Below are 18,152 nucleotides of genomic sequence, written 5' to 3' on the forward strand. Positions count from 1 at the left end.
CCGCGCCACCATGCGCTACATTTCTACCCGCGGTTCCGCCCCCGTGCTCGATTTCGAGCAGGTCACGCTGACCGGCCTCGCGGCCGATGGCGGCCTCTACGTGCCCGAAGAATGGCCGCAATTCTCGCCCCCCGAGATCGCGTCCTGGCGGGGCCTGCCCTATGCGGAGCTTGCCGCCCGGGTCATGCACCCCTTCGTCGGCGAGAGCCTGGGTTTCGAGGAACTGCATGAACTGACCCGCACCGCCTATGCGCGCTTTGCCCACAGCGCCGTGGTGCCGCTGGCCCAAGTAGACGAGCGGCACTGGCTGCTGGAACTGTTCCATGGCCCCACGCTCGCGTTCAAGGACGTCGCGCTGCAATTGCTGGGGCAATTGTTCGAGACGTTCCTGGCGCGGCGGGGCGAGCGGCTGACGCTGGTCGGCGCCACCAGCGGCGACACCGGCAGCGCGGCGATCGACGCGGTGGCGGGGCGCGACGGGGTGGAGATATTCATGCTCCATCCGGCGGGGCGGATCAGCGACGTGCAGCGCTGCCAGATGACCACGGTGCTGGCCCCCAACGTGCACAACATCGCGATCACCGGCAGCTTCGACGACGGGCAGGCTGCGGTGAAGCGGATGTTCGGCGACAGCGCACTGACCGGCACGCTGCGGCTGGGCGCGGTCAATTCCATCAACTGGGCACGGCTGATGGCGCAGGTGGTGTATTACTTCGCCGCCGGATTGCAGCTTGGCTCGCCCGACCGCCCGGTCGCCTTCAGCGTACCCACCGGCAATTTCGGCGATGTCTTCGCGGGCTATGTCGCGGCGCGGATGGGGCTGCCGATCGAGCGGCTGATCGTAGCGACCAATGTGAACGACATCCTGCACCGCGCGCTGTCCGCCGGCGATTATTCCGCGGGCGAAGTGACGCCCACCGCCGCGCCGAGCATGGACATCCAGGTCAGCTCCAATTTCGAGCGGTTGCTGTTCGATTGCGGCGGGCGCGACGGCGCGGCGCTGGCGGCGCAGATGCACGGGTTCGAAGGCAGCCGGGCCATGCGACTCAGCGATGCGCAGCGCGGCGGGGCGGCGGCGCTGTTCACCAGCGTTCGCACCGATCCGGACGCGATGGCGCAGGCGATGCGGCGGGCGTGCGAGCACGCCGCCCAGATCATCGATCCTCATACCGCCATCGCCCTCCACGCCGCGCACGAGGTCGAGCTGCCTGCCGGCGTGCCGGTCGTGACGCTCGCGACCGCGCATCCGGCCAAGTTCCGCGATGCGGTGGAGCGGGCGACCGGCGTGCGCCCCGCGCTGCCCAGCCGGATCGGCGACCTGTTCGCGCGCGAGGAGCGCTTCGTGGAGCTGTCTGCCGATTACGATGCGCTGACGGCCTATATCCTCGACACCGCGGCCCCCAGCGCCTGATGGCCGAGTTTCGCCGCGAGCCGGTGCTGATGGCTGGCGAGGGGTGGGACGATTACCGCCTGCTCGACAGCGGGCACGGCCGAAAATGGGAAAGCTTCGGCCCCCATAGCTTCGTGCGGCCCGAACCGCAGGCGCTGTGGACGCCGCGCGTCGCGGATTGGCAGGCCGACGGTGAGTTCGTGCCCGGCGCGGACGAGGACGGCGGCGGGCGCTGGCAGTTGTCGCGCGCGGTGCCGGAGCAGGGCTGGCCATTGGCCTGGCGCGAGGCGCGCTTCACCGCGCAATGCACCCCCTTCCGCCATCTCGGCTTCTTCCCCGACATGGCCCCGGTGTGGGACTGGATGCGCGGAACGCTGAAGGGCAAGCCCGATGCGCAGACGATGAACCTGTTCGGCTATACCGGCGTCGGCACGCTGGCGCTGAGCGAATGCGGCCCCGTTACCCATGTCGATGCGAGCAAAAAATCCGTCGCCCAGGCGCGCGAGAACGCGCTCGCCTCCGGCATGGAGGATCGCCCGATCCGCTGGCTGGTGGACGATGCGGCCAAGTTCGCCGCGCGCGAGGTCCGCCGCGGCAACCGCTATGACGGAATCATCCTCGACCCGCCGAAATTCGGGCGCGGGCCAAAGAACGAGACATGGCGGATCGAGGAGGGGCTTGGCCCGCTGGTCGCCGATTGCCGTCGCCTGCTGGATCCCGACAGCCGCTTCCTGTTCCTGACCGTCTATGCTGTGCGGATGAGCAGCCTTGCGCTCGGAGGATTGCTGGCCGAACTGTTCGCCGATCTGCCCGGTGTGGTCGAGCACGGCGAACTGGCGGTGCAGGAGCAGGGCGAGGGTGCGCGGCTGCTGCCCACGGCGATCTTCGCGCGCTGGCGCAATGAAGGCTAGAAGCCACCGATGGCCGATTCGCTGACCCTGCAATTCGATGATATCGAAACCGATGTCCTGACCGGGATCTATTCGGAGGAGACGGGAAAGCCGCAGCCGCTGCGCATTTCCATCGCGGTCGATTACAAGGTGGCGGATCGCTACGATCCCGACACGCCGCTGGCGGACAGCAAGAACTACATGGATCTGAAATTCGCCGCGACCGGGGCACTGCCTGAGGGGGTGCATTTCAAGCTGATCGAAGCGGTGGCGGATCATATATGCGAGACGCTGCTGCTGCAGGACCAGCGGGTGAAGGCAGTTACGGTGAAAATCGTCAAACTCGCCATCGCCACCGCGAACGAGAAGATCGGCATTACCCTGACGCGCGAGCGGCGCTGATATGGCGGACGCCGTGGTCATGCAGGTCGGCATGCTGGGCGAACACGCGCTCGATGCCGCGGCCCGGTTCCATGGCGAATGGGCCGCGAAGGCTCGCGCGGAACTAAGCGGCGGGGCGGGCGCTCTCACCATAGTGCTCGCTCCCGCTCCCTTCGATCATGCCGACTGGCGCCGTGCCGCCGCACGCGATCTCGCCCGCGCTTATCCCGATACGCGGGTGAACATCGTCGCGGGCGACGATCCCGCCGCGATCGATGCCGCCTGTGCCTTCCTCGCCGACGCGCCGGGCATCACCGGGCAGTATCTCGAGCTTGACGGTTTCGGGGCGGGCAACCCATCTGGACAGAATGGCTGAACCCGCACCCCTGATCGACACCTTCGGCCGCCGCATCACCTATCTGCGGCTGTCGGTGACCGACCGGTGCGATTTGCGCTGCACCTATTGCATGCCCGAACGCATGCAGTTCCTGCCGCGCAAGGACATCCTGAGCCTGGAGGAATGCTACGATCTGGCGCGCGGTTTCATGGATCGCGGCGTGCGCAAGATCCGCCTGACCGGTGGCGAGCCGCTGGTGCGGCGCGACGTGACCGATCTCGTGCGCGCGCTGGGCCGCCATGTCGGGGCGGAGCTGGACGAGGTTACGCTCACCACCAACGCGACCCAACTGGCCGACAAGGCCCAGCTCCTGGCCGACAGCGGTGTGCAACGAATCAACATCTCGCTCGACACGCTGAACCGCGCCACGTTCCAGCGGCTGTCGCGCCGCGACGCGCTGGCGCAGGTGCTGGGCGGGATCGCCGCGGCGAAGGCGGCGGGCCTGAAAGTGAAACTCAACACCGTCGCCATGAAGGGCGTGAACGACGCGGAAATTCCCGACATCGTAGCCTGGGCACACGGGGAGGGGCACGACGTCACCCTGATCGAGACCATGCCGCTCGGCGAGGTTGATGAGAACCGGGTCGACCATTACCTGCCGCTCGCTGCGGTGGAGGATCGGCTGGCGGAGCGGTTCAGCCTGACGCCGTCCAGTCACACCACCGGCGGACCCTCGCGCTATTTCGAGGTGGCGGAGACCGGCGGGCGGATCGGGCTCATCACCCCGCTGTCGAACAATTTCTGCGCCGGATGCAACCGCATCCGCGTGACCGCGACCGGGCAGCTGTTCCCCTGCCTCGGCGGCGGAGAGCGAGTCGATCTGCGCGCGGCGCTGCGCTCCGACGATCCGCAGACGCGGCTGGCCGATGCGCTCGACACCGCGATGGCGATCAAGCCGGAGCGGCACGATTTCCGTATCGGCGAAGGCGAAGCGCCTACGCTAGATCGCCACATGTCGGTGACCGGCGGCTGAGATGGCGGTGACTGTGGTGTTCCTCGGTCCCTTGCGCGACCTGGCAAGGGAGCCCGAACGGCAGGTCGACGCGCCGCTAGACTGGGAGCGGCTGCTCGCGATGGTCGGTCCAGAGATCGCCGGGCAATTGCGCGACGACCGCGTCAACGTCGCCTGCGCCGGGCGCGTACTTTCCGACAAGATGCAGCTGAACGCGCAGGACGGCGACGAGGTCGCGCTGCTGCCGCCGGTCTCCGGTGGCTAGGCTATCTATCGTCACCCCCGCCGATGTGCGCGTGCTGGAGAAGGGGCTGTCGGTCGGGGAAGCGCTGGCGGGCTTCACCGCCGCGCACCCGGACGCAGGCGGCGTCGCCAGCTTCGTCGGCAAGGTGCGACCCGGCGAGGATGTGAAGGCACTTGAGCTCACGCATTACGAGCCGCTGACATTGGCAGGCATGCAGGATCTCGCCGCGCAGGCGCTGGAGCGGTTCTCGCTCGACGGCCTACTGGCCTGGCACCGCGTCGGCATGATGCGGCCGGGCGAGGCGATCGTGCTGGTCGCCGCTGCCGCGCGTCATCGCCGCGATGCGTTCGATGCGGTCGATTTCGCGATGGACCATCTCAAAAGCGCGGCGTGGTTCTGGAAACGCGAGCGCCGGGGCTCGGGCGAGGAGGGCGGCTGGCACTGGATCGAACCGCGCGATGCCGACCATGCCGATCGCGCCCGCTGGGATAATTCCTGAACGGATTTGATCGGGATCAAACACGGCGCGGGACAGGCGCGGCATAACCGTCTCCGGACAAAGGAGAACAGGTCATGTCGAAACGGATCGAACAGCAGCTTCTGCAGGGTAACGCGCAAATCGTCGCGCCGCCGCACGCGCCGACGGTGGTCGATCGCAGCTTCGAACTGCCGCGCCGCCTCTACATGGCGACGGTGGGGCTCTATCTCGGGTTCCTCGGCGTGATGGCGACCGGTTTCGCGAGCCCGCAACTGGCGATCCCGATGGCGATCTTCGCCCTGTTTATCGTCGCCGGGTTCGCGGTTCCGACCATCTGGACCCGCCTCGCGCCGGACGGCAGCCGCACGCCGGCCCTGCGCTGGCGCCAGTTCGGCGATCGCGGGATCATGACCGCCACGGGGCGGCTGAAGGCACGCGACGCGACGATCCAGATGCTGATCCTGCCGGTGCTGATCGCGGCCTGGGGGCTGACCGTGGTGACGATCGCCGCGCTGGTCTAGCGCCCGGCTATCTCGGCAAGATGCGCGGGGTCGAGCAGTTCGATCCCGCGCCGCCCTTCGCGCCGGATCGACCCCTCGCTTTCGAACGCGCCGATCTTGCGGCTGACCGTCTCGATCGTCAGACCGAGGAGGTTGGCGATGTCCCCGCGCGACAGCGGCAGGTCGAACCGCTCCGTCCCGTGACAGGGCGAATGACTTGCTGCGGCGGCGAAATCCAGCAGCAGCGCGGCCAGACGGGCCTCGGCCCGGCCCTGGGCCGTCATTTCCAGCAGGCTGCGGCTTTCGTGCAGCGCGGCTTGCGAGCGGCGCAGCAATGCGCGGGCGAGGGCGGGGTGGTCTTCGATCGCGCGCTCCATCGCGCCGCGCCCGAACACGCAAAGCCTGCTTTCGGTCAGTGCGACGATGTCGTGGCTGGCGAAGGGCGCGAACATCTCGCCCACGAACCCCGCGGGGTGGATCAGCGCGAGGATTCGTTCGCGCCCTTCGGGATCGACGGAGCGAACCTTCAGCGCGCCTGACACCAGCGTGGCACAGGCGGTGTTCTCGTCCCCGGCGGCGAAGACCGTCTCGCCGCGCTGCGCGGTCAGGTTGCGGCCGCTGCGCGCCAGGGCCTCGCGTTCGTCCTCTTCCAGCACCGCGCAGGCGGCGCTTTCGCGGACGGGGCAGTGTATGCAATCGGGCATCAGGCGCCCCCGCCCGAAAGCTTCGCCAGCGCCGCATCTTCCTGCGCGATCAGGTCGGTGACGGTCGCGCGCGCCTCGACCACCGCATCGCGCAAATCGCCGCGCACGGCCTCGTCGGTGTAGAGGATGTCGATATCGGCCAGCGGCACCGCGGTGCGGGTGCGAATCGATTCGAGGTCGGCGAGCGCGACCAGCGCGTCACCGCGCGCATCGGTGCCGTCGGCGGCGCGCAGCCCCGCTGCGACGCGTCGCTTGGCCGCGGGAAGGGCTTTCGTGAAATCGGAATGCGCCGCCTGCGCCTGATCGACGATCTGCGTTAGCCGTTGCGTCATGTCGGCGCTGAGAGGTGCGGGCAGCGGCGGCGGTGGCGCGGGTTCGGGCGCCGCGAATTGCCCCTCCGCCCGCTCCGCATCGCGGATCGCCAGCGATGGGAAATCGCCGCTGGAGGCGCAGGCGGACAGCATGAGGGCGAGGCTCAGGGAGGTAGCGAACTTGCGGATCATCGTGCCTCCCCCATATCATGCAGGCGCGCGGGTGCCAGCCGCGAGCGGCGGACAGTGGCGGATTTTTGTCCGCGAGGCGCGCCGCAGGCGTTGACTTCGGCCGATGCTTCCCTTAACGGCACCCATCTTTCGGGGTGCCTGCCTATGGCTGGCCCCCGGCCGCGCCGTTTCCGAAGAGCGGGATCGGCACAGCAATACGATTGGAAGTTGAAACCCATGTTCGCAGTAGTGCGCACAGGCGGCAAGCAATACCGGGTTGCCGCCGGAGACAAGATCGCGGTCGAGAAGCTCGCTGGTGAAGCCGGCGACACCGTTACGCTGGGCGATGTCCTGCTGGCCGGCGACGGCGAGCAGATGTCGGAAGCCGGCAAGGTGACCGTGTCCGCCGAAATCATCGCGCAGGCGAAGTCCGAGAAGGTCATCGTCTTCAAGAAGCGGCGTCGCCACAACTATCGCCGCAAGAACGGCCACCGCCAACAGATGACGCTGCTGCGCATCACCGCGGTCGGCGATTCGAAGGCGGAGAAGAAGGCCGCGGCGAAGCAGGACGCGGCTCCGAAGGCCGAGACCAAGGCCGCTCCGACGAAGGACACTTCGGAAGAGAAGGCCGCGCCCAAGGCGACGAAGGCCGCGCCCAAGAAGGACGCCGCCCCGGCCAAGGCCGCAGACGACAAGGCGCCTGCCAAGAAGGCCGCGCCGAAGAAGGCCGCCAAACCGGCCGCCGACGAAAAGTAAGGAGCAGCAACCATGGCACATAAAAAAGCAGGCGGCTCCTCCCGCAACGGCCGCGACTCAGCCGGCCGTCGCCTCGGCGTGAAGAAGTTCGGCAGCCAGGACGTGGTTGCCGGCAACATTATCGTGCGCCAGCGCGGGACGAAGTTCTATCCGGGCAGCAATGTCGGGATGGGCAAGGACCACACGCTGTTCGCGCTGACCGACGGCATTGTCCGATTCCATTCGGGCAAGCTCGGCCGCAAATTCGTATCGGTCGACATGCAGGCGGAAGCCGCGGAATAACCGGACGGTTCGCTAACGGGATCGTCCAGACGGGACGGTCCCAGCCGGGCTGACGCACCGGCAGACGAAGAGGGAGATGGGGCCGACCCGTCTCCCTCTTGTCGTTTCTCCCTCTGTTTCACCGGCTTGCAACACGCAAGCCATCACGAGGTAACGCCGCCGGAATAGGAGCCCGGTGCGCGCACGAGGGAGTACGAGCGATGTTCCACCGGACGAGCAGGCTGTTCCTGCGGCCGACATTTCCCGAAGACTGGCAGGCGCTTCACGCGGCGATCGCGGACGAATCCATCGTTCGCAATCTGTCGACTGCGCCGTGGCCCTATCGCGAGGAGGATGCGCGCCGCTTCGCCATGCGCGGGCAGGACGCGCGCGTACCCGGGTTCGTCGTCCAATTGCCGGGCGAAGGGCTGATCGGCGGGTGCGGCCTCGGCATCGAACCCGATACGGGCGAGGTGCAACTGGGCTACTGGATCGCGCGGCGGCACTGGGGGAAGGGTTACGCCCCGGAAGCGGCGCGCGGCGTGCTTCAGGTGGCGCAGATGCTCGGCCACCGGCGCATCGTTGCGGCGCATTTCCTGGATAACCCCGCCTCGGGACGGGTGCTGGAGAAAGCCGGCTTCCGGCGTACGGGCGAGCTCGGCAATACCGCCTGCCTCGCGCGGGGGCGCAGGGTGCCGACGCGGCGCTACGCCATCGAGCTTTCGCCGATCGGCGCGGATGAAGACGGCGACCCGACCGTCCAGATGCGGGCCGCCGCCTGAGACGAAAGCCGGCGGGGTGTCACTCCGCCGGCATCAACGCGGCTTCGTAGTCGCCTTCGTACTTCCCGATCAGCGCGCGATCGTCGTGATCCCACGGGTGGAACCCTGGTTTGAAATAAGCGAGCCACGCGGGGAAGATCCGCCGGATTACGCCCGGCTTGACCAGCAGGTATTTGAGCAGGCCGCTCTTGGCCCGCCATCCGGTGATGCCGTCCTGCGCCAGCAGGTCCATCGTGTCGATCCAGCGGTTCTTGAAAAAGCGGACGGTGACCATCAGCATCACCAGCGACCGGACGCGCCAGCGGCGCCAGCCGCTCCAGTCGCGTGTCGCGTGGTTCCAGGTATCGAACGCCACGCCCTTGTGTTCGATTTCCTCGACCGCGTGCCATTGCCACATGGCGCGCACCTCTTCGTCGGAGTCGGCGAAATGCTGCGGGTTGGCGAGGAATTCGTGCGCCATCATCGCCGTGTAGTGTTCCAGCGCCATGGTGACGGCGAGGTTGGCGATGGCGGGGCGACCCTTGGTCAGGGCTAGCAGTTCGCCCGTTCGTTGATCGATGCGCGCCATGTCGTAACCGGAATCGGCCGCGAGGCGGTTGAAGGCGACGTGTTCGCGCGTGTGGTTTATTTCCTGCTTCACGAAAGCGCGGATTTCGGCTGCCAGCTGGGGACCGGCCCCTTCGCGAAACGCCTTCACCGATTCGATGAAGAAGGCCTCGCCGCGCGGGAAAGTGCCCGACAGCGCGTTGTGCCAGGTGGTGCCGAACGGTTCGCCGGCCCACCAGCGCGAAGGCTTGCTTTCGCGATTGAACCGCTCGTCGCGAACGGTGATCGTATGGTCTGGGGCAAAATCGTGTGTCTGTGCGTTCATGGTTCGAAAACCCTTTTCCGTTTCCATGTAGCTAACCCTTACTTACATTAATGTCAATAGGGTGCAGCGGCATCTGCACGGCGCGCCGCTTGCGAGCGTTCGTTCGTCGCACTACCACCGCGCCCCATGAGAAACCGCAAACGCCTGACGCCCGAGGAATCGCGCGCGACCGCGCTGGAGGCGGCGCGCAGCCTATTGATCGAGGCGGGGCCGCAAGCTGTCACATTGAAGGCGGTGGGCGCGCGGGTCGGGCGCACGCATGCGAACCTGCTGCACCATTTCGGCTCGGCGGCGGGTCTGCAGCGGGCGCTGGCGCAACATCTCGCCGCGACCGTGTGCGAGAGTATCGCAGAGGCGGTACATGCCAGCCGGGCGGGCATCGGCTCCCCGCGCGAAATCGTCGACCTAGCTTTCGACGCTTTCGATCGGGAGGGTGGCGGCGCGCTGGTCAGCTGGATGCTCGCGACCGGGCACGAGGATGCGATCGAGCCCTTCGTCGAGACGATCCACGCGCTGGTCGACCGGTTGGAGCCGACCGAGAGTGGGCACGAGGGGTGGCAGGCCGCCCATTCCGCGACGCTTGCGGTGGTGCTGCTGTCGCTGGGCCATTCGCTGCTGGGCGAACCGCTTGCCCGCTCGCTCAAGCTGCCAGAGGGTACCGCGCGCGATCTGGCCGAGAGCTTCGTCACCGCCTCGCTGGAGCAGGCGAAGCTGGAAACCGGCGGCTAACTTTCGGGCGCTTCGAGCGTCATCCAGGGGGGTACGTGCTCGCGCGGGATGTCGTCCACGCGCAGATGGGCGACGGCCAGCTGCAGGTCCGGATAGTCGGCCTTGATCCGCTTCTCCTCGACCGAGCCCGACGGCACCACGACCAGCCGCCGATTGACCTTCTGCCGCCAGTTCATGCGCGCGGTATTTTCCTGCCCGATATAGCAGCCCTTCGCGAAACTGACGCCGTGCAGTTCGACCGCATTCGTCTCCAGCCACAGGATGTCGCCGAGTTCGGCTTGCCCCTCCGGCACGCCCAGCGACAGGCGATGCGCGCGCCATTCCTCGTCCGCCGCCTGCTCCTCGCCGGTGATGGGGGACAGCCAGCGTTCGCCCAGATCGCCCAGTCGCGGGTCGGGCGCGCCGCCATCGCCGAGCTGCTTCTGCCAGTGGACCCCCACGCCGTCGTCGCGCGCGATCGCGATCTTGCGGCGCAGGCGATAGAGCGACAGGCGTTTGACCAGCTCGTCCGCCTGGTCCGCCTCGCAATCGAGCAGCAGTTCGCCCGGCTTTCCCGGCCACACGATCATGTCGAACATCGTCTTGCCCTGCGCGCTCAGTAGCCCGGCATATACGGGCAACGCGCCTGACAGATCGTTGGTCAGCAGGCCCTGGAGGAAGCCGACGACGTCCTCGCCATCCTCCTGCGGGGAAAGGCGGACCACGGTGCGATGCGACAGATGGCTGGCAGGCATGATGATCAAGCTGGCGTATCCGCGTCGCAAATCAAGCCCGGACCGCGCGCCGCCTGTCCTACCCGCGCCGTTTGTGCCATGGGGGCGGCCATGTTTCGCGCCGGTCCAGCTCAGCAGACGACACCGTTTCCGTGCGATCGGACCGGCGCGCGCGTGCCCTGTTTTCTCGCCCCAGGACACTGTTCCATGTGTTCCATCGTGTAGGATTAGCATGTCCGATTCGAACAGCCTGACGATCCGCCGCCCCGACGACTGGCACGTCCATTTGCGCGACGGCGACATGCTGCGCGGCGTGGCCGAATACACCGCGCGCCAGTTCGCCCGGGCGATCGTGATGCCCAATCTCGCCCCGCCGATCACCACTGCGGCGCAGGCAGCCGCCTATCGCGACCGGATCATGGCCGTCCTGCCCCCCGACAGCGACTTCACGCCGCTGATGACGTGCTACCTCACCGACGCGACCGATGCGGGTGAACTGGCAGCGGGCCATGCCGATGGCGTCTTCACCGCGGCGAAGCTCTATCCCGCCAACGCTACGACAAACTCCGCCCACGGGGTGACCGATGTCGCGAATCTGGAACCGGTGTTCGAGCGGATGGCTGCGATCGGCATGGTGTTGTGCGTTCACGGCGAGGTGACCGATGGCGAGATCGATGTGTTCGACCGAGAGGCGGTGTTCATCGAGCGGGTCCTCGCGCCGCTCCACGCGCGGCTGCCCGAATTGAAGATCGTGTTCGAACACATAACCACGTCGGACGCGGTCGATTTCGTGATGGGCGCGGGGGAAGCCGTCGCGGCAACGATCACGCCGCAGCATCTCCACATCAATCGTAACGCGATGCTGGTAGGCGGCATCCAGCCGCACAATTACTGCCTGCCGGTAGCGAAGCGGGAGACGCATCGGCTGGCGCTGCGCAAGGCGGCGATCTCGGGCTCTCCGAAGATGTTCCTCGGCACCGACAGCGCGCCGCATGCCCGCCATGCGAAGGAAAGCGCCTGCGGCTGTGCGGGCATCTTCAACGCGCCCTTCGCGCTCGAAAGCTACGCCACCGTGTTCGAGGAGGAGGGCGCGCTTGACCGGCTGGAAGGCTTCGCCAGCGAGCACGGCCCGCGCTTCTACGGCCTTCCGCTGAACGAAGGCACGGTCACGCTGGAGCGGGTGGCAACCACCGTACCCGACACGATCGAGGCGGGCGGGGAGGCTCTCGTCCCCTTCCACGCGGGCGCTACGCTCGGGTGGCGGCTGGCCTAGCCCGGCGTCCGCGCGCCCACATGTCCCACACGAACAGGGCCAGCGCGACCCAGATCAGGCCGAAGCTGGCGGCCTGCGCCGGGTGCAGCTCCTCGTGAAAGACGGTGAGGCCCAGGATGAAGACGATTGTCGGGGCCAGGAACTGGATGAAGCCGAGCGTCGAATAGCTCATCCGCCGCGCCGCGATCGCGAACATCAGCAGCGGGATCGCGGTCAGGAACCCGCCGAGAATGATCGACAGGCTGAGCGCGGGCGTGCGCAGGAAGCTCGATCCTTCCGGCCCGAGGCCGTAGAACAGCGTCACGCCGATGGCGGGGATCAGCAGCAGCGCGCTCTCTATGGTCAGGCCGGGCAGGGAGCCGACCTCCACCCGCTTGCGGATCAGGCCGTAGGTGCCGAAGCTGAAGGCGAGCGTCAGGCTGACCCACAGCGTGGTGATCGCCCCCGCCGCGAGGATGGCGACGCCGCATCCGGCGATGGCGACCGCGATCCATTGCAGGCGACTGAGCCGTTCCTTCAGCAGCAGCGTGCCCAGCAGGACGTTGACCAGCGGATTGATGTAATAGCCAAGGCTGGCGGCATAGACATGCCCGATCTGGATCGCCCAGACATAGGTGCCCCAGTTGATCGCGATCAGCGTCGCGCTTGCGAGCAACATGCGGATGACCCGGCCGTCGCCCATCGCGGCGCGCACGTCCGGACCCTGGCGACGGAACGCGACGATGGCGAGGCAGATCGGGAGGGTCCACACGATCCGCCAGGCGACGAATTCGAACGGCGGGACGCTCTTCACCAGGATCAGGTAGAGCGGCAGGAAACCCCATATGATATAGGCCCCCAAGGCGGCCGGAAGGCCGGAGGGAGTGGGGGTGTTTTCCTCGCCGTTCATCGCCGCGCCCTAGGCAAGCGCAATTGTCCGCGCAAGCGAATGAAATATGAACGGGTTAATCGAACTTCGTTAAGGAAGGCGCCCATATACATGAACACCAACGGCGGGCGGTCGCTTGTGCGATTCGCCTGTCCCCGATCTGCGGTCCCGTCTCGGCGGGGACGTGGCGCGGTACCCCACCAAGCCGCGGGAGGTGTCCTCGTATCCTTCGGGAACGGGGGCACCTCCAAACCTTTGGGTGGCATCGAAATCTTCCCTCTCGGCGGGTACTGGCGGGCCGATGCGCTTCGCCCCGCTCCTGTTCGCAGCATTAATGGTCCTGCTCGGCCGGAAAGCGAATCGCATCGCTGCCCTGTTCGCGTGGACCGATTCGGGGGGCATTATCCGCGGCGAGCTGATCGTCGGCAGGTTCGATAGCGCCCCGGCACCGCTCCGCGACTAGCTGTCGCGAAAACCCACGCCGAGCGAGGCGCGCGGCTGCTCCATCTCGCTGCTCGCGACCGGATAGGCGCAGTAATCCGCCGCGTAATAGGCCGCCGGGCGGTGATTGCCGGACAGGCCGATACCGCCGAACGGTGCCTTGGATGACGCGCCGTTGGTCGGCTGGTTCCAGTTGACGATGCCGGCGCGGATACTGGCCCAGAAGCGGTTGTAATCCTCCGGACTGCCGCCCACCAGGGAGGCCGAGAGCCCGAAGCGAGTGTTGTTGGCTTCCGCGATTGCCGCATCGAGATCGGGCACGCGGATGACTTGCAGCAGCGGGCCGAACAGCTCCACATCGGGGCGGTTCTCCACCGCCGTGGTGTCGATGATCGCCGGCTTCAGAAACGGCAGCGAATCGTCGGGCCGGACCATGTGCCGGATCGCCCGACCGCCATTGGAGAGAAGGAAAAGGAAGCTCTCGACCAGCTGGTCCGCCACCCGGTTGTCGATCACGCAGCCCATGAACGGCTGCGGTTCGGCGAAGGGTTCGCTCACGATCAGCCGGTCGGTCGCCGCCTGCAACGCCTCGATCAGCTTGTCGTACATGCTGTCGACGACGATCAGCCGCCGTGCCGCGGTGCAGCGCTGCCCGGCGGTGGTGAAGGCGGACTTGATTATCAGCGCCACCGCATCCGGCACCAGCGGGGTGTCGGTGACGACGATGGGATTGTTGCCGCCCATCTCCAAGGCGACGATCTTGCCCGGATTGGTCGCCAGCTTGCGATTGATCGCGATGCCCGCCTGCGCGCTGCCGGTGAACAGGATGCCGTCCACATCGTCATGCGCGACCAGCGCCTGCCCCTCTGCCGGGCCGCCATGCAACACCTGCACGACGTCTTCCGGTACGCCCGCGCGGTGCATCAGCTGGACCAGCATCTCGCCGACCGCCGGGGTCTTCTCGCTCGGCTTGAAGATCACGCAATTGCCCGCGATCAGTGCGGGCACGATATGGCCGTTGGGCAGGTGCGCAGGGAAGTTGTAAGGGCCCAGCACCGCCATCACGCCATGCGGTTTGTGCCGCACGGCGGCGGTTCCGTTGAGCGCGGAGTCGAATTTGCGCTGCGAAGTGCGATCGGCATAGGCCGAGATCGACACTTCGACCTTGCCCATCACCGCGTCCACCTCCGTACGCGCTTCCCACAACGGCTTGCCCGTCTCGCGGGCGATCAGCTTCGCGAAATCGTCGCCCGCGGCGCGGACTTCGTTGACGAAGCGGCGCATGAACTCGATCCGGTTGGCCAGCGGCTTGGACGCCCAGCCGGGCCATGCCGCGCGCGCGCTCGCCACCGCGCCTTCGACGTCCCCAGGGGCGCTTCGCCACAATTCCTCTCCGGTCGCCGGGTTAAAGGAAACGATCGTGTTGTCCGACACTCGCGGTCCGCCCTTCTCTCACATCCTGCCGATTTGCCCGGTCCGACCGACCGAGATGGTGCTTCTAGCGGGAACTTCACCCGCGTCAAAATAGCCCAACGGCAGAGTGGTCATGTGCGATCCCGCCTGAAGTGACCGGCTGGCACCGGCGGCTCGCCATGTCCCGCGCCCATCCGCCGGATCGCGGCGATCTTGCGGGTCAGCGCGGTCCAGTCGTCGTCGCGGTCGATGGCTGCCCAGATCCGTTCGACTTCATCGATCACCATCGTCTCTGGCCGGTCGTCGGACCAGTATTCGGCCTCGTCCTCGACTGCGGCGTAGCCTTGCAAAGCTTCCGCCAGTTCATCGTTGGCGTTGCGCCCGCCGCGATGGCGATGGAAGAAGGCGTCGGGCTGCGATCCATCCTCGCGCATGGCGCGCTCGCACGCGGAAACGAGACGCGCGTCCAAATCCTCGCCGCGCGGTGCCACGCCCAGTCGCCAGCACCACCGCTTCGCCAAGGCGGCGGTGTAGAGCGGACCGAATCGATCCAGCGCCGCGACCAACGGCTTCGCTTCGCAAAGCGGGCGCAGCGCGATGGCGAGCTGGCCGAGGTTCCACTGCACCGCCTCCGGCTGGCGGGCGAAGGCGTACAGCCCCTGATGGTCGAAATAGGCGGCGGTGAAGCCAGGCTCCCATTTCGGGAGGAAGCGCCACGGCCCGTAGTCGAAACTCTCGCCTGAGACATTCATGTTGTCGGTGTTGAGCACACCGTGGACGAAGCCGGCGACCATCCACGAGGCGGCCAGATCGGCGAGCCGCTCCACCACTTGGTGCAGCAGCCGCACGGCGGGATTGTCGCGATCGGGCGCGTCTTGGGGCGGGGGAGGGCCGGGAAAATGCTCGAGGCAGTAATCCACCAGCCGCTGGGTGTGATCGCGTTCTTCCAGCACCAGCAGGCGCTGGAAGGTGCCGATGCGGATATGGCCATGGCTGAGGCGGGTCATTACGGCGGAGCGGGTGGGCGACGGTTCGTCGCCGCGCACCAGTTCCTCGCCCGTCTCGACCACGCTGAACGTCTTGGAGGTATATACGCCCAGCGCCTCCAGCATTTCGGTCGCCAGGATTTCGCGGACCGCGCCTTTCAACGTCAACCTACCGTCGGCGGTGCGGCTCCACGGCGTGCGGCCCGAACCTTTGGTGCCCAGGTCGAGCAGGCGGTCGTCTCCGTCGCGCAGCTGCGCGAACAGGAAGCCGCGGCCATCCCCGATTTCCGGGTTGTACACGCGGAACTGATGGCCGTGATAGCGCAGGGCCAGCGGCTGGGGGAGGTTGTCGGACAGCGGCGCGAACCGCCCGAAATGGGTTACCCATGCCGCGTCGGACAGCTCCGCCAGCCCGACCGCCGTTGCCCAGCGATCGTTGCGAAACCGCAGATCGTGACGCGGGAAGGTCGCAGCCTCAACCGGATCGGCCAGCCACGGGGCCAAGGGAAGGATGGCAGGATCGGGCCGATAGCTCGCGGGTTGCGGATCGAAGCGCATCGCGCGATAGTGGGGACGGGCGCCCATCGGCGCAAGCGACGATCCGCGCAAGCGAAGGGCACGACAACTCGATGGACCACCCCTATGCCGATCGCTTCTGGACGAGCGACGACGGGCTGAAGCTGCATTATCGCGATTATCCGGGGGACGAAGGCAAGGTTCCCGTCCTGTGCCTGCATGGGCTCACCCGCAACGCGCGCGATTTCGCTGGGCTGGCCGACCATCTGGCCGGGGGACGCCGGGTCATCGTGCCGGATTTCCGGGGGCGCGGGACCAGCGCCTATGCCGAAGATGCGGGGAGCTACCAGCCGCTGCGCTACACGAAGGATGTGGAGCAATTGCTGGAAGCGCAGGGAATCGACCGCGTCGCCGCTATCGGCACGTCACTCGGCGGTCTCGTCACCATGTTCCTGGCCCAGCGTAATCCGGGCCTGGTGGCGGGCGCGCTGCTGAACGATATCGGGCCCGAGCTGGAGCCTGCGGGGCTGGACGCGATCCGGGGCTATGTCGGGCAGGGGCGCAGCTTTCCCACCTGGATGCACGCGGCGCGTGCGCTGCGCGAGCTGCACGGCGGATCGCATCCGACGTTCGAGACCGAGGACTGGCTGGCGATGGCCAAGCGTACCATGGTCCTGCTGCAGAACGGCCGCATCAGCTACGATTACGACATGGCGATCGCCGAGCCGTTTCGCGATACGAACGAGGCAGAGGGTGACCAGCCTGACCTGTGGCCGGTGTTCGACGCACTGGGCGATATCCCGCTTTTGTTGGTGCGCGGCGGGCTCTCGAACCTGCTTTCCGCCGATACCGCGGCGGCGATGGCCCGGCGCAACCCCCGGCTGGACGTAGTGACGGTGCCCGATGTGGGGCATGCGCCGCTGCTCGACGAGGCGGAGGCGCGCGGCGCAATCGACCGGTGGGTTGCGCAGGTTAAATGAGGCCGCCCTCCGTGCCCAGCCTGCCGCGCGTGTTGCATCTTCATTCCTCCTTCGCTGCCGGGGGGAAGGAGCTGCGCAGCGTCCGCCTGATCAACGCCTTCGGCCCGAAGCTGCGGCACACCATCGTATCCGGGGTGCCTGGCGAACTGGGCGCTGCCGGGCATATCGCGCGCGAGATCAAGGTCGATTTTCCGGACGATTTCCCTTCGTTGCAAGGCGCGCCAATGCCCGGGCGACTGTGGGCGATTGCGGAGGAGATGAAATCCTTCGACCTCGTGCTGACCTACAACTGGGGCGCGATGGACGGGCCGATGGCCCACACGCTGTTTCACGACCGGCTGGATCTGCCCCCGCTGATCCATCATGAAGACGGTTTCGACGAAGACGAGCGCAAGCGCCTGAAAACGCGGCGCAACATTTATCGCAAGCTGGCTCTGGGGAAGACCAGCGGACTGGTGGTTGCGTCCGAAGTGCTAGAAGGGATCGCGCTGGAGCGGTGGGACCAGCCGATGGGGCGGGTGAAGCATATCCCCAATGGCGTGCCGGCCCGTGCCTTCGCGAAGCGCCCGCGCGCCGATGCCTTGCCCGGCGTGATCAAACGCGATGGCGAATTCTGGGTCGGCACCATGGCGGGGCTGCACCCGGTCAAAAATCTGCCGCTGCTGGTGCGGGCCTTCGCCGCGCTGCCCGACACCTGGCAGTTGGTGATCGTCGGGGACGGGCCGGAAAAGAACGCGATCCGCGCCGAGGCGGAGCGGCTCGACATCGGCCATCGCCTGCACATGCCCGGCTTCGTCCCGGAGGCGGAGAAGTATGTCGGCCTGTTCGACATCTTCGCGCTGTCATCGGACACCGAGCAGTTTCCGCTGTCCGTGGTCGAGGCGATGGCGGCGGGCGTGCCGGTCGCGGCCCCGGCGGTGGGGGATATTCCCGTGATGGTGGCCGATGCGAATGCACCCTACATCGCACCTGCCGGGGACGAGCCCGCGCTGGTCTCCGCCCTGTCGGCGCTGGCGCGGGACCCTGCGCTGCGCAAGTCGATCGGTGCCGCCAATCGCGAGCGCGCTCAGAAGCAATTCGACGAGAAGATGATGATCGACGCCTATCGCCGCCTTTACGGCAGCGCGATGGGGGTGGAGCTCTAA

23 protein-coding genes are annotated in these 18,152 nt (G+C 67.2%); 16 read left to right on the forward strand and 7 right to left on the reverse strand.

Features of this window, described 5'->3' with window-relative positions:
* The first annotated feature begins 10 nt into the window (after positions 1–10).
* The 8 genes from thrC (at position 11) to F7D01_RS11325 (ending at position 5,253) form a co-directional block, all read left to right on the forward strand.
* Positions 11–1,411: a threonine synthase gene (gene thrC / locus F7D01_RS11290; RefSeq protein WP_215227649.1), complete on the forward strand. Its 1,401-nt coding sequence runs from the start codon at positions 11–13 to the stop codon at positions 1,409–1,411.
* Positions 1,411–2,301: a class I SAM-dependent methyltransferase gene (locus F7D01_RS11295; protein WP_215227650.1), complete on the forward strand. Its 891-nt coding sequence runs from the start codon at positions 1,411–1,413 to the stop codon at positions 2,299–2,301. Before thrC ends, F7D01_RS11295 begins: the two co-directional genes overlap by 1 nt.
* Before the next feature lie 9 nt (positions 2,302–2,310).
* The gene (locus F7D01_RS11300) at positions 2,311–2,682 is read left to right on the forward strand and encodes a dihydroneopterin aldolase (protein ID WP_215227651.1); all 372 of its coding nucleotides are present in this window, start codon (positions 2,311–2,313) and stop codon (positions 2,680–2,682) included.
* 1 nt (position 2,683) lies between these two features.
* The gene (locus F7D01_RS11305) at positions 2,684–3,037 is read left to right on the forward strand and encodes a Rossmann fold domain-containing protein (protein ID WP_215227652.1); all 354 of its coding nucleotides are present in this window, start codon (positions 2,684–2,686) and stop codon (positions 3,035–3,037) included.
* Entirely contained in the window at positions 3,030–4,031 is a 1,002-nt protein-coding gene (moaA, locus tag F7D01_RS11310; RefSeq protein WP_215227653.1) for a GTP 3',8-cyclase MoaA, read from the forward strand. The genes F7D01_RS11305 and moaA overlap by 8 nt, the downstream gene beginning before the upstream one ends.
* 1 nt (position 4,032) lies before the next feature.
* Positions 4,033–4,275 (forward strand): MoaD/ThiS family protein, encoded by a 243-nt coding sequence (locus F7D01_RS11315; protein WP_215227654.1) that lies wholly within the window; start codon positions 4,033–4,035, stop codon positions 4,273–4,275.
* Positions 4,268–4,753: a molybdenum cofactor biosynthesis protein MoaE gene (locus F7D01_RS11320; protein ID WP_215227655.1), complete on the forward strand. Its 486-nt coding sequence runs from the start codon at positions 4,268–4,270 to the stop codon at positions 4,751–4,753. Before F7D01_RS11315 ends, F7D01_RS11320 begins: the two co-directional genes overlap by 8 nt.
* A 74-nt stretch (positions 4,754–4,827) precedes the next feature.
* Positions 4,828–5,253 (forward strand): hypothetical protein, encoded by a 426-nt coding sequence (locus F7D01_RS11325; protein ID WP_215227656.1) that lies wholly within the window; start codon positions 4,828–4,830, stop codon positions 5,251–5,253.
* Here the strand turns inward: F7D01_RS11325 and F7D01_RS11330 are convergent.
* Together F7D01_RS11330 and F7D01_RS11335 are read right to left on the reverse strand one after the other, a co-directional pair.
* Positions 5,250–5,936 carry a Crp/Fnr family transcriptional regulator gene (locus F7D01_RS11330; RefSeq protein WP_215227657.1) on the reverse strand — a complete coding sequence of 229 codons (687 nt, stop codon included), beginning with the start codon at positions 5,934–5,936 and terminating at the stop codon, positions 5,250–5,252. The two genes, F7D01_RS11325 and F7D01_RS11330, sit on opposite strands and share 4 nt — an antisense overlap.
* A complete protein-coding gene (locus F7D01_RS11335; RefSeq protein WP_215227658.1) occupies positions 5,936–6,439 on the reverse strand; it encodes a hypothetical protein in 504 nt (167 codons plus the stop codon). Before F7D01_RS11335 ends, F7D01_RS11330 begins: the two co-directional genes overlap by 1 nt.
* 216 nt (positions 6,440–6,655) lie before the next feature.
* On the opposite strand from F7D01_RS11335, the gene rplU reads away from it, so the two are divergent.
* From rplU to F7D01_RS11350, 3 genes are all read left to right on the forward strand, one after another.
* Positions 6,656–7,174: a 50S ribosomal protein L21 gene (gene rplU / locus F7D01_RS11340; RefSeq protein ID WP_215227659.1), complete on the forward strand. Its 519-nt coding sequence runs from the start codon at positions 6,656–6,658 to the stop codon at positions 7,172–7,174.
* A gap of 12 nt (positions 7,175–7,186) precedes the next feature.
* Entirely contained in the window at positions 7,187–7,456 is a 270-nt protein-coding gene (gene rpmA / locus F7D01_RS11345; protein ID WP_215227660.1) for a 50S ribosomal protein L27, read from the forward strand.
* Positions 7,457–7,656: 200 nt separating this feature from the next.
* On the forward strand, positions 7,657–8,217 hold the full coding sequence (locus tag F7D01_RS11350) for a GNAT family N-acetyltransferase (RefSeq protein ID WP_215227661.1): 561 nt from the start codon (positions 7,657–7,659) through the stop codon (positions 8,215–8,217).
* Between the two features lie 19 nt (positions 8,218–8,236).
* Here F7D01_RS11350 and F7D01_RS11355 read toward each other — a convergent pair whose 3' ends face one another.
* Positions 8,237–9,088 (reverse strand): metal-dependent hydrolase, encoded by an 852-nt coding sequence (locus F7D01_RS11355; protein ID WP_215227662.1) that lies wholly within the window; start codon positions 9,086–9,088, stop codon positions 8,237–8,239.
* Positions 9,089–9,214: 126 nt separating this feature from the next.
* Here F7D01_RS11355 and F7D01_RS11360 point away from each other — a divergent pair, with 126 nt between their 5' ends.
* Complete coding sequence (locus F7D01_RS11360) at positions 9,215–9,817, forward strand: TetR/AcrR family transcriptional regulator (protein WP_215227663.1); 603 nt, start codon at positions 9,215–9,217, stop codon at positions 9,815–9,817.
* On the opposite strand, the gene F7D01_RS11365 is transcribed toward F7D01_RS11360, so the two are convergent.
* Positions 9,814–10,551 (reverse strand): folate-binding protein YgfZ, encoded by a 738-nt coding sequence (locus tag F7D01_RS11365; protein ID WP_215227664.1) that lies wholly within the window; start codon positions 10,549–10,551, stop codon positions 9,814–9,816. The genes F7D01_RS11360 and F7D01_RS11365 overlap by 4 nt on opposite strands.
* A 211-nt stretch (positions 10,552–10,762) precedes the next feature.
* Here F7D01_RS11365 and pyrC point away from each other — a divergent pair, with 211 nt between their 5' ends.
* A complete protein-coding gene (pyrC, locus tag F7D01_RS11370; RefSeq protein ID WP_215227665.1) occupies positions 10,763–11,803 on the forward strand; it encodes a dihydroorotase in 1,041 nt (346 codons plus the stop codon).
* Here the strand turns inward: pyrC and rarD are convergent.
* A complete protein-coding gene (gene rarD / locus F7D01_RS11375) occupies positions 11,778–12,692 on the reverse strand; it encodes an EamA family transporter RarD (RefSeq protein WP_215227666.1) in 915 nt (304 codons plus the stop codon). The genes pyrC and rarD overlap by 26 nt on opposite strands.
* Positions 12,693–12,972: 280 nt before the next feature.
* Here rarD and F7D01_RS11380 point away from each other — a divergent pair, with 280 nt between their 5' ends.
* Positions 12,973–13,134, forward strand: a complete 162-nt coding sequence (locus F7D01_RS11380) for a hypothetical protein (RefSeq protein WP_215227667.1) — start codon at positions 12,973–12,975, stop codon at positions 13,132–13,134.
* Here the strand turns inward: F7D01_RS11380 and astD are convergent.
* Complete coding sequence (gene astD / locus F7D01_RS11385) at positions 13,131–14,546, reverse strand: succinylglutamate-semialdehyde dehydrogenase (protein ID WP_215227668.1); 1,416 nt, start codon at positions 14,544–14,546, stop codon at positions 13,131–13,133. The two genes, F7D01_RS11380 and astD, sit on opposite strands and share 4 nt — an antisense overlap.
* Before the next feature lie 110 nt (positions 14,547–14,656).
* Positions 14,657–16,069 (reverse strand): protein adenylyltransferase SelO family protein, encoded by a 1,413-nt coding sequence (locus tag F7D01_RS11390; protein WP_215227669.1) that lies wholly within the window; start codon positions 16,067–16,069, stop codon positions 14,657–14,659.
* Between the two features lie 71 nt (positions 16,070–16,140).
* Between F7D01_RS11390 and F7D01_RS11395 the strand changes: the two genes are divergently transcribed.
* Both F7D01_RS11395 and F7D01_RS11400 read left to right on the forward strand, forming a co-directional pair.
* Positions 16,141–17,007: an alpha/beta fold hydrolase gene (locus F7D01_RS11395; protein ID WP_215227670.1), complete on the forward strand. Its 867-nt coding sequence runs from the start codon at positions 16,141–16,143 to the stop codon at positions 17,005–17,007.
* A complete protein-coding gene (locus F7D01_RS11400) occupies positions 17,004–18,152 on the forward strand; it encodes a glycosyltransferase family 4 protein (RefSeq protein WP_215227671.1) in 1,149 nt (382 codons plus the stop codon). Before F7D01_RS11395 ends, F7D01_RS11400 begins: the two co-directional genes overlap by 4 nt.

It is taken from the genome of Erythrobacter sp. 3-20A1M, assembly GCF_018636735.1.
GTDB lineage: Bacteria > Pseudomonadota > Alphaproteobacteria > Sphingomonadales > Sphingomonadaceae > Alteriqipengyuania.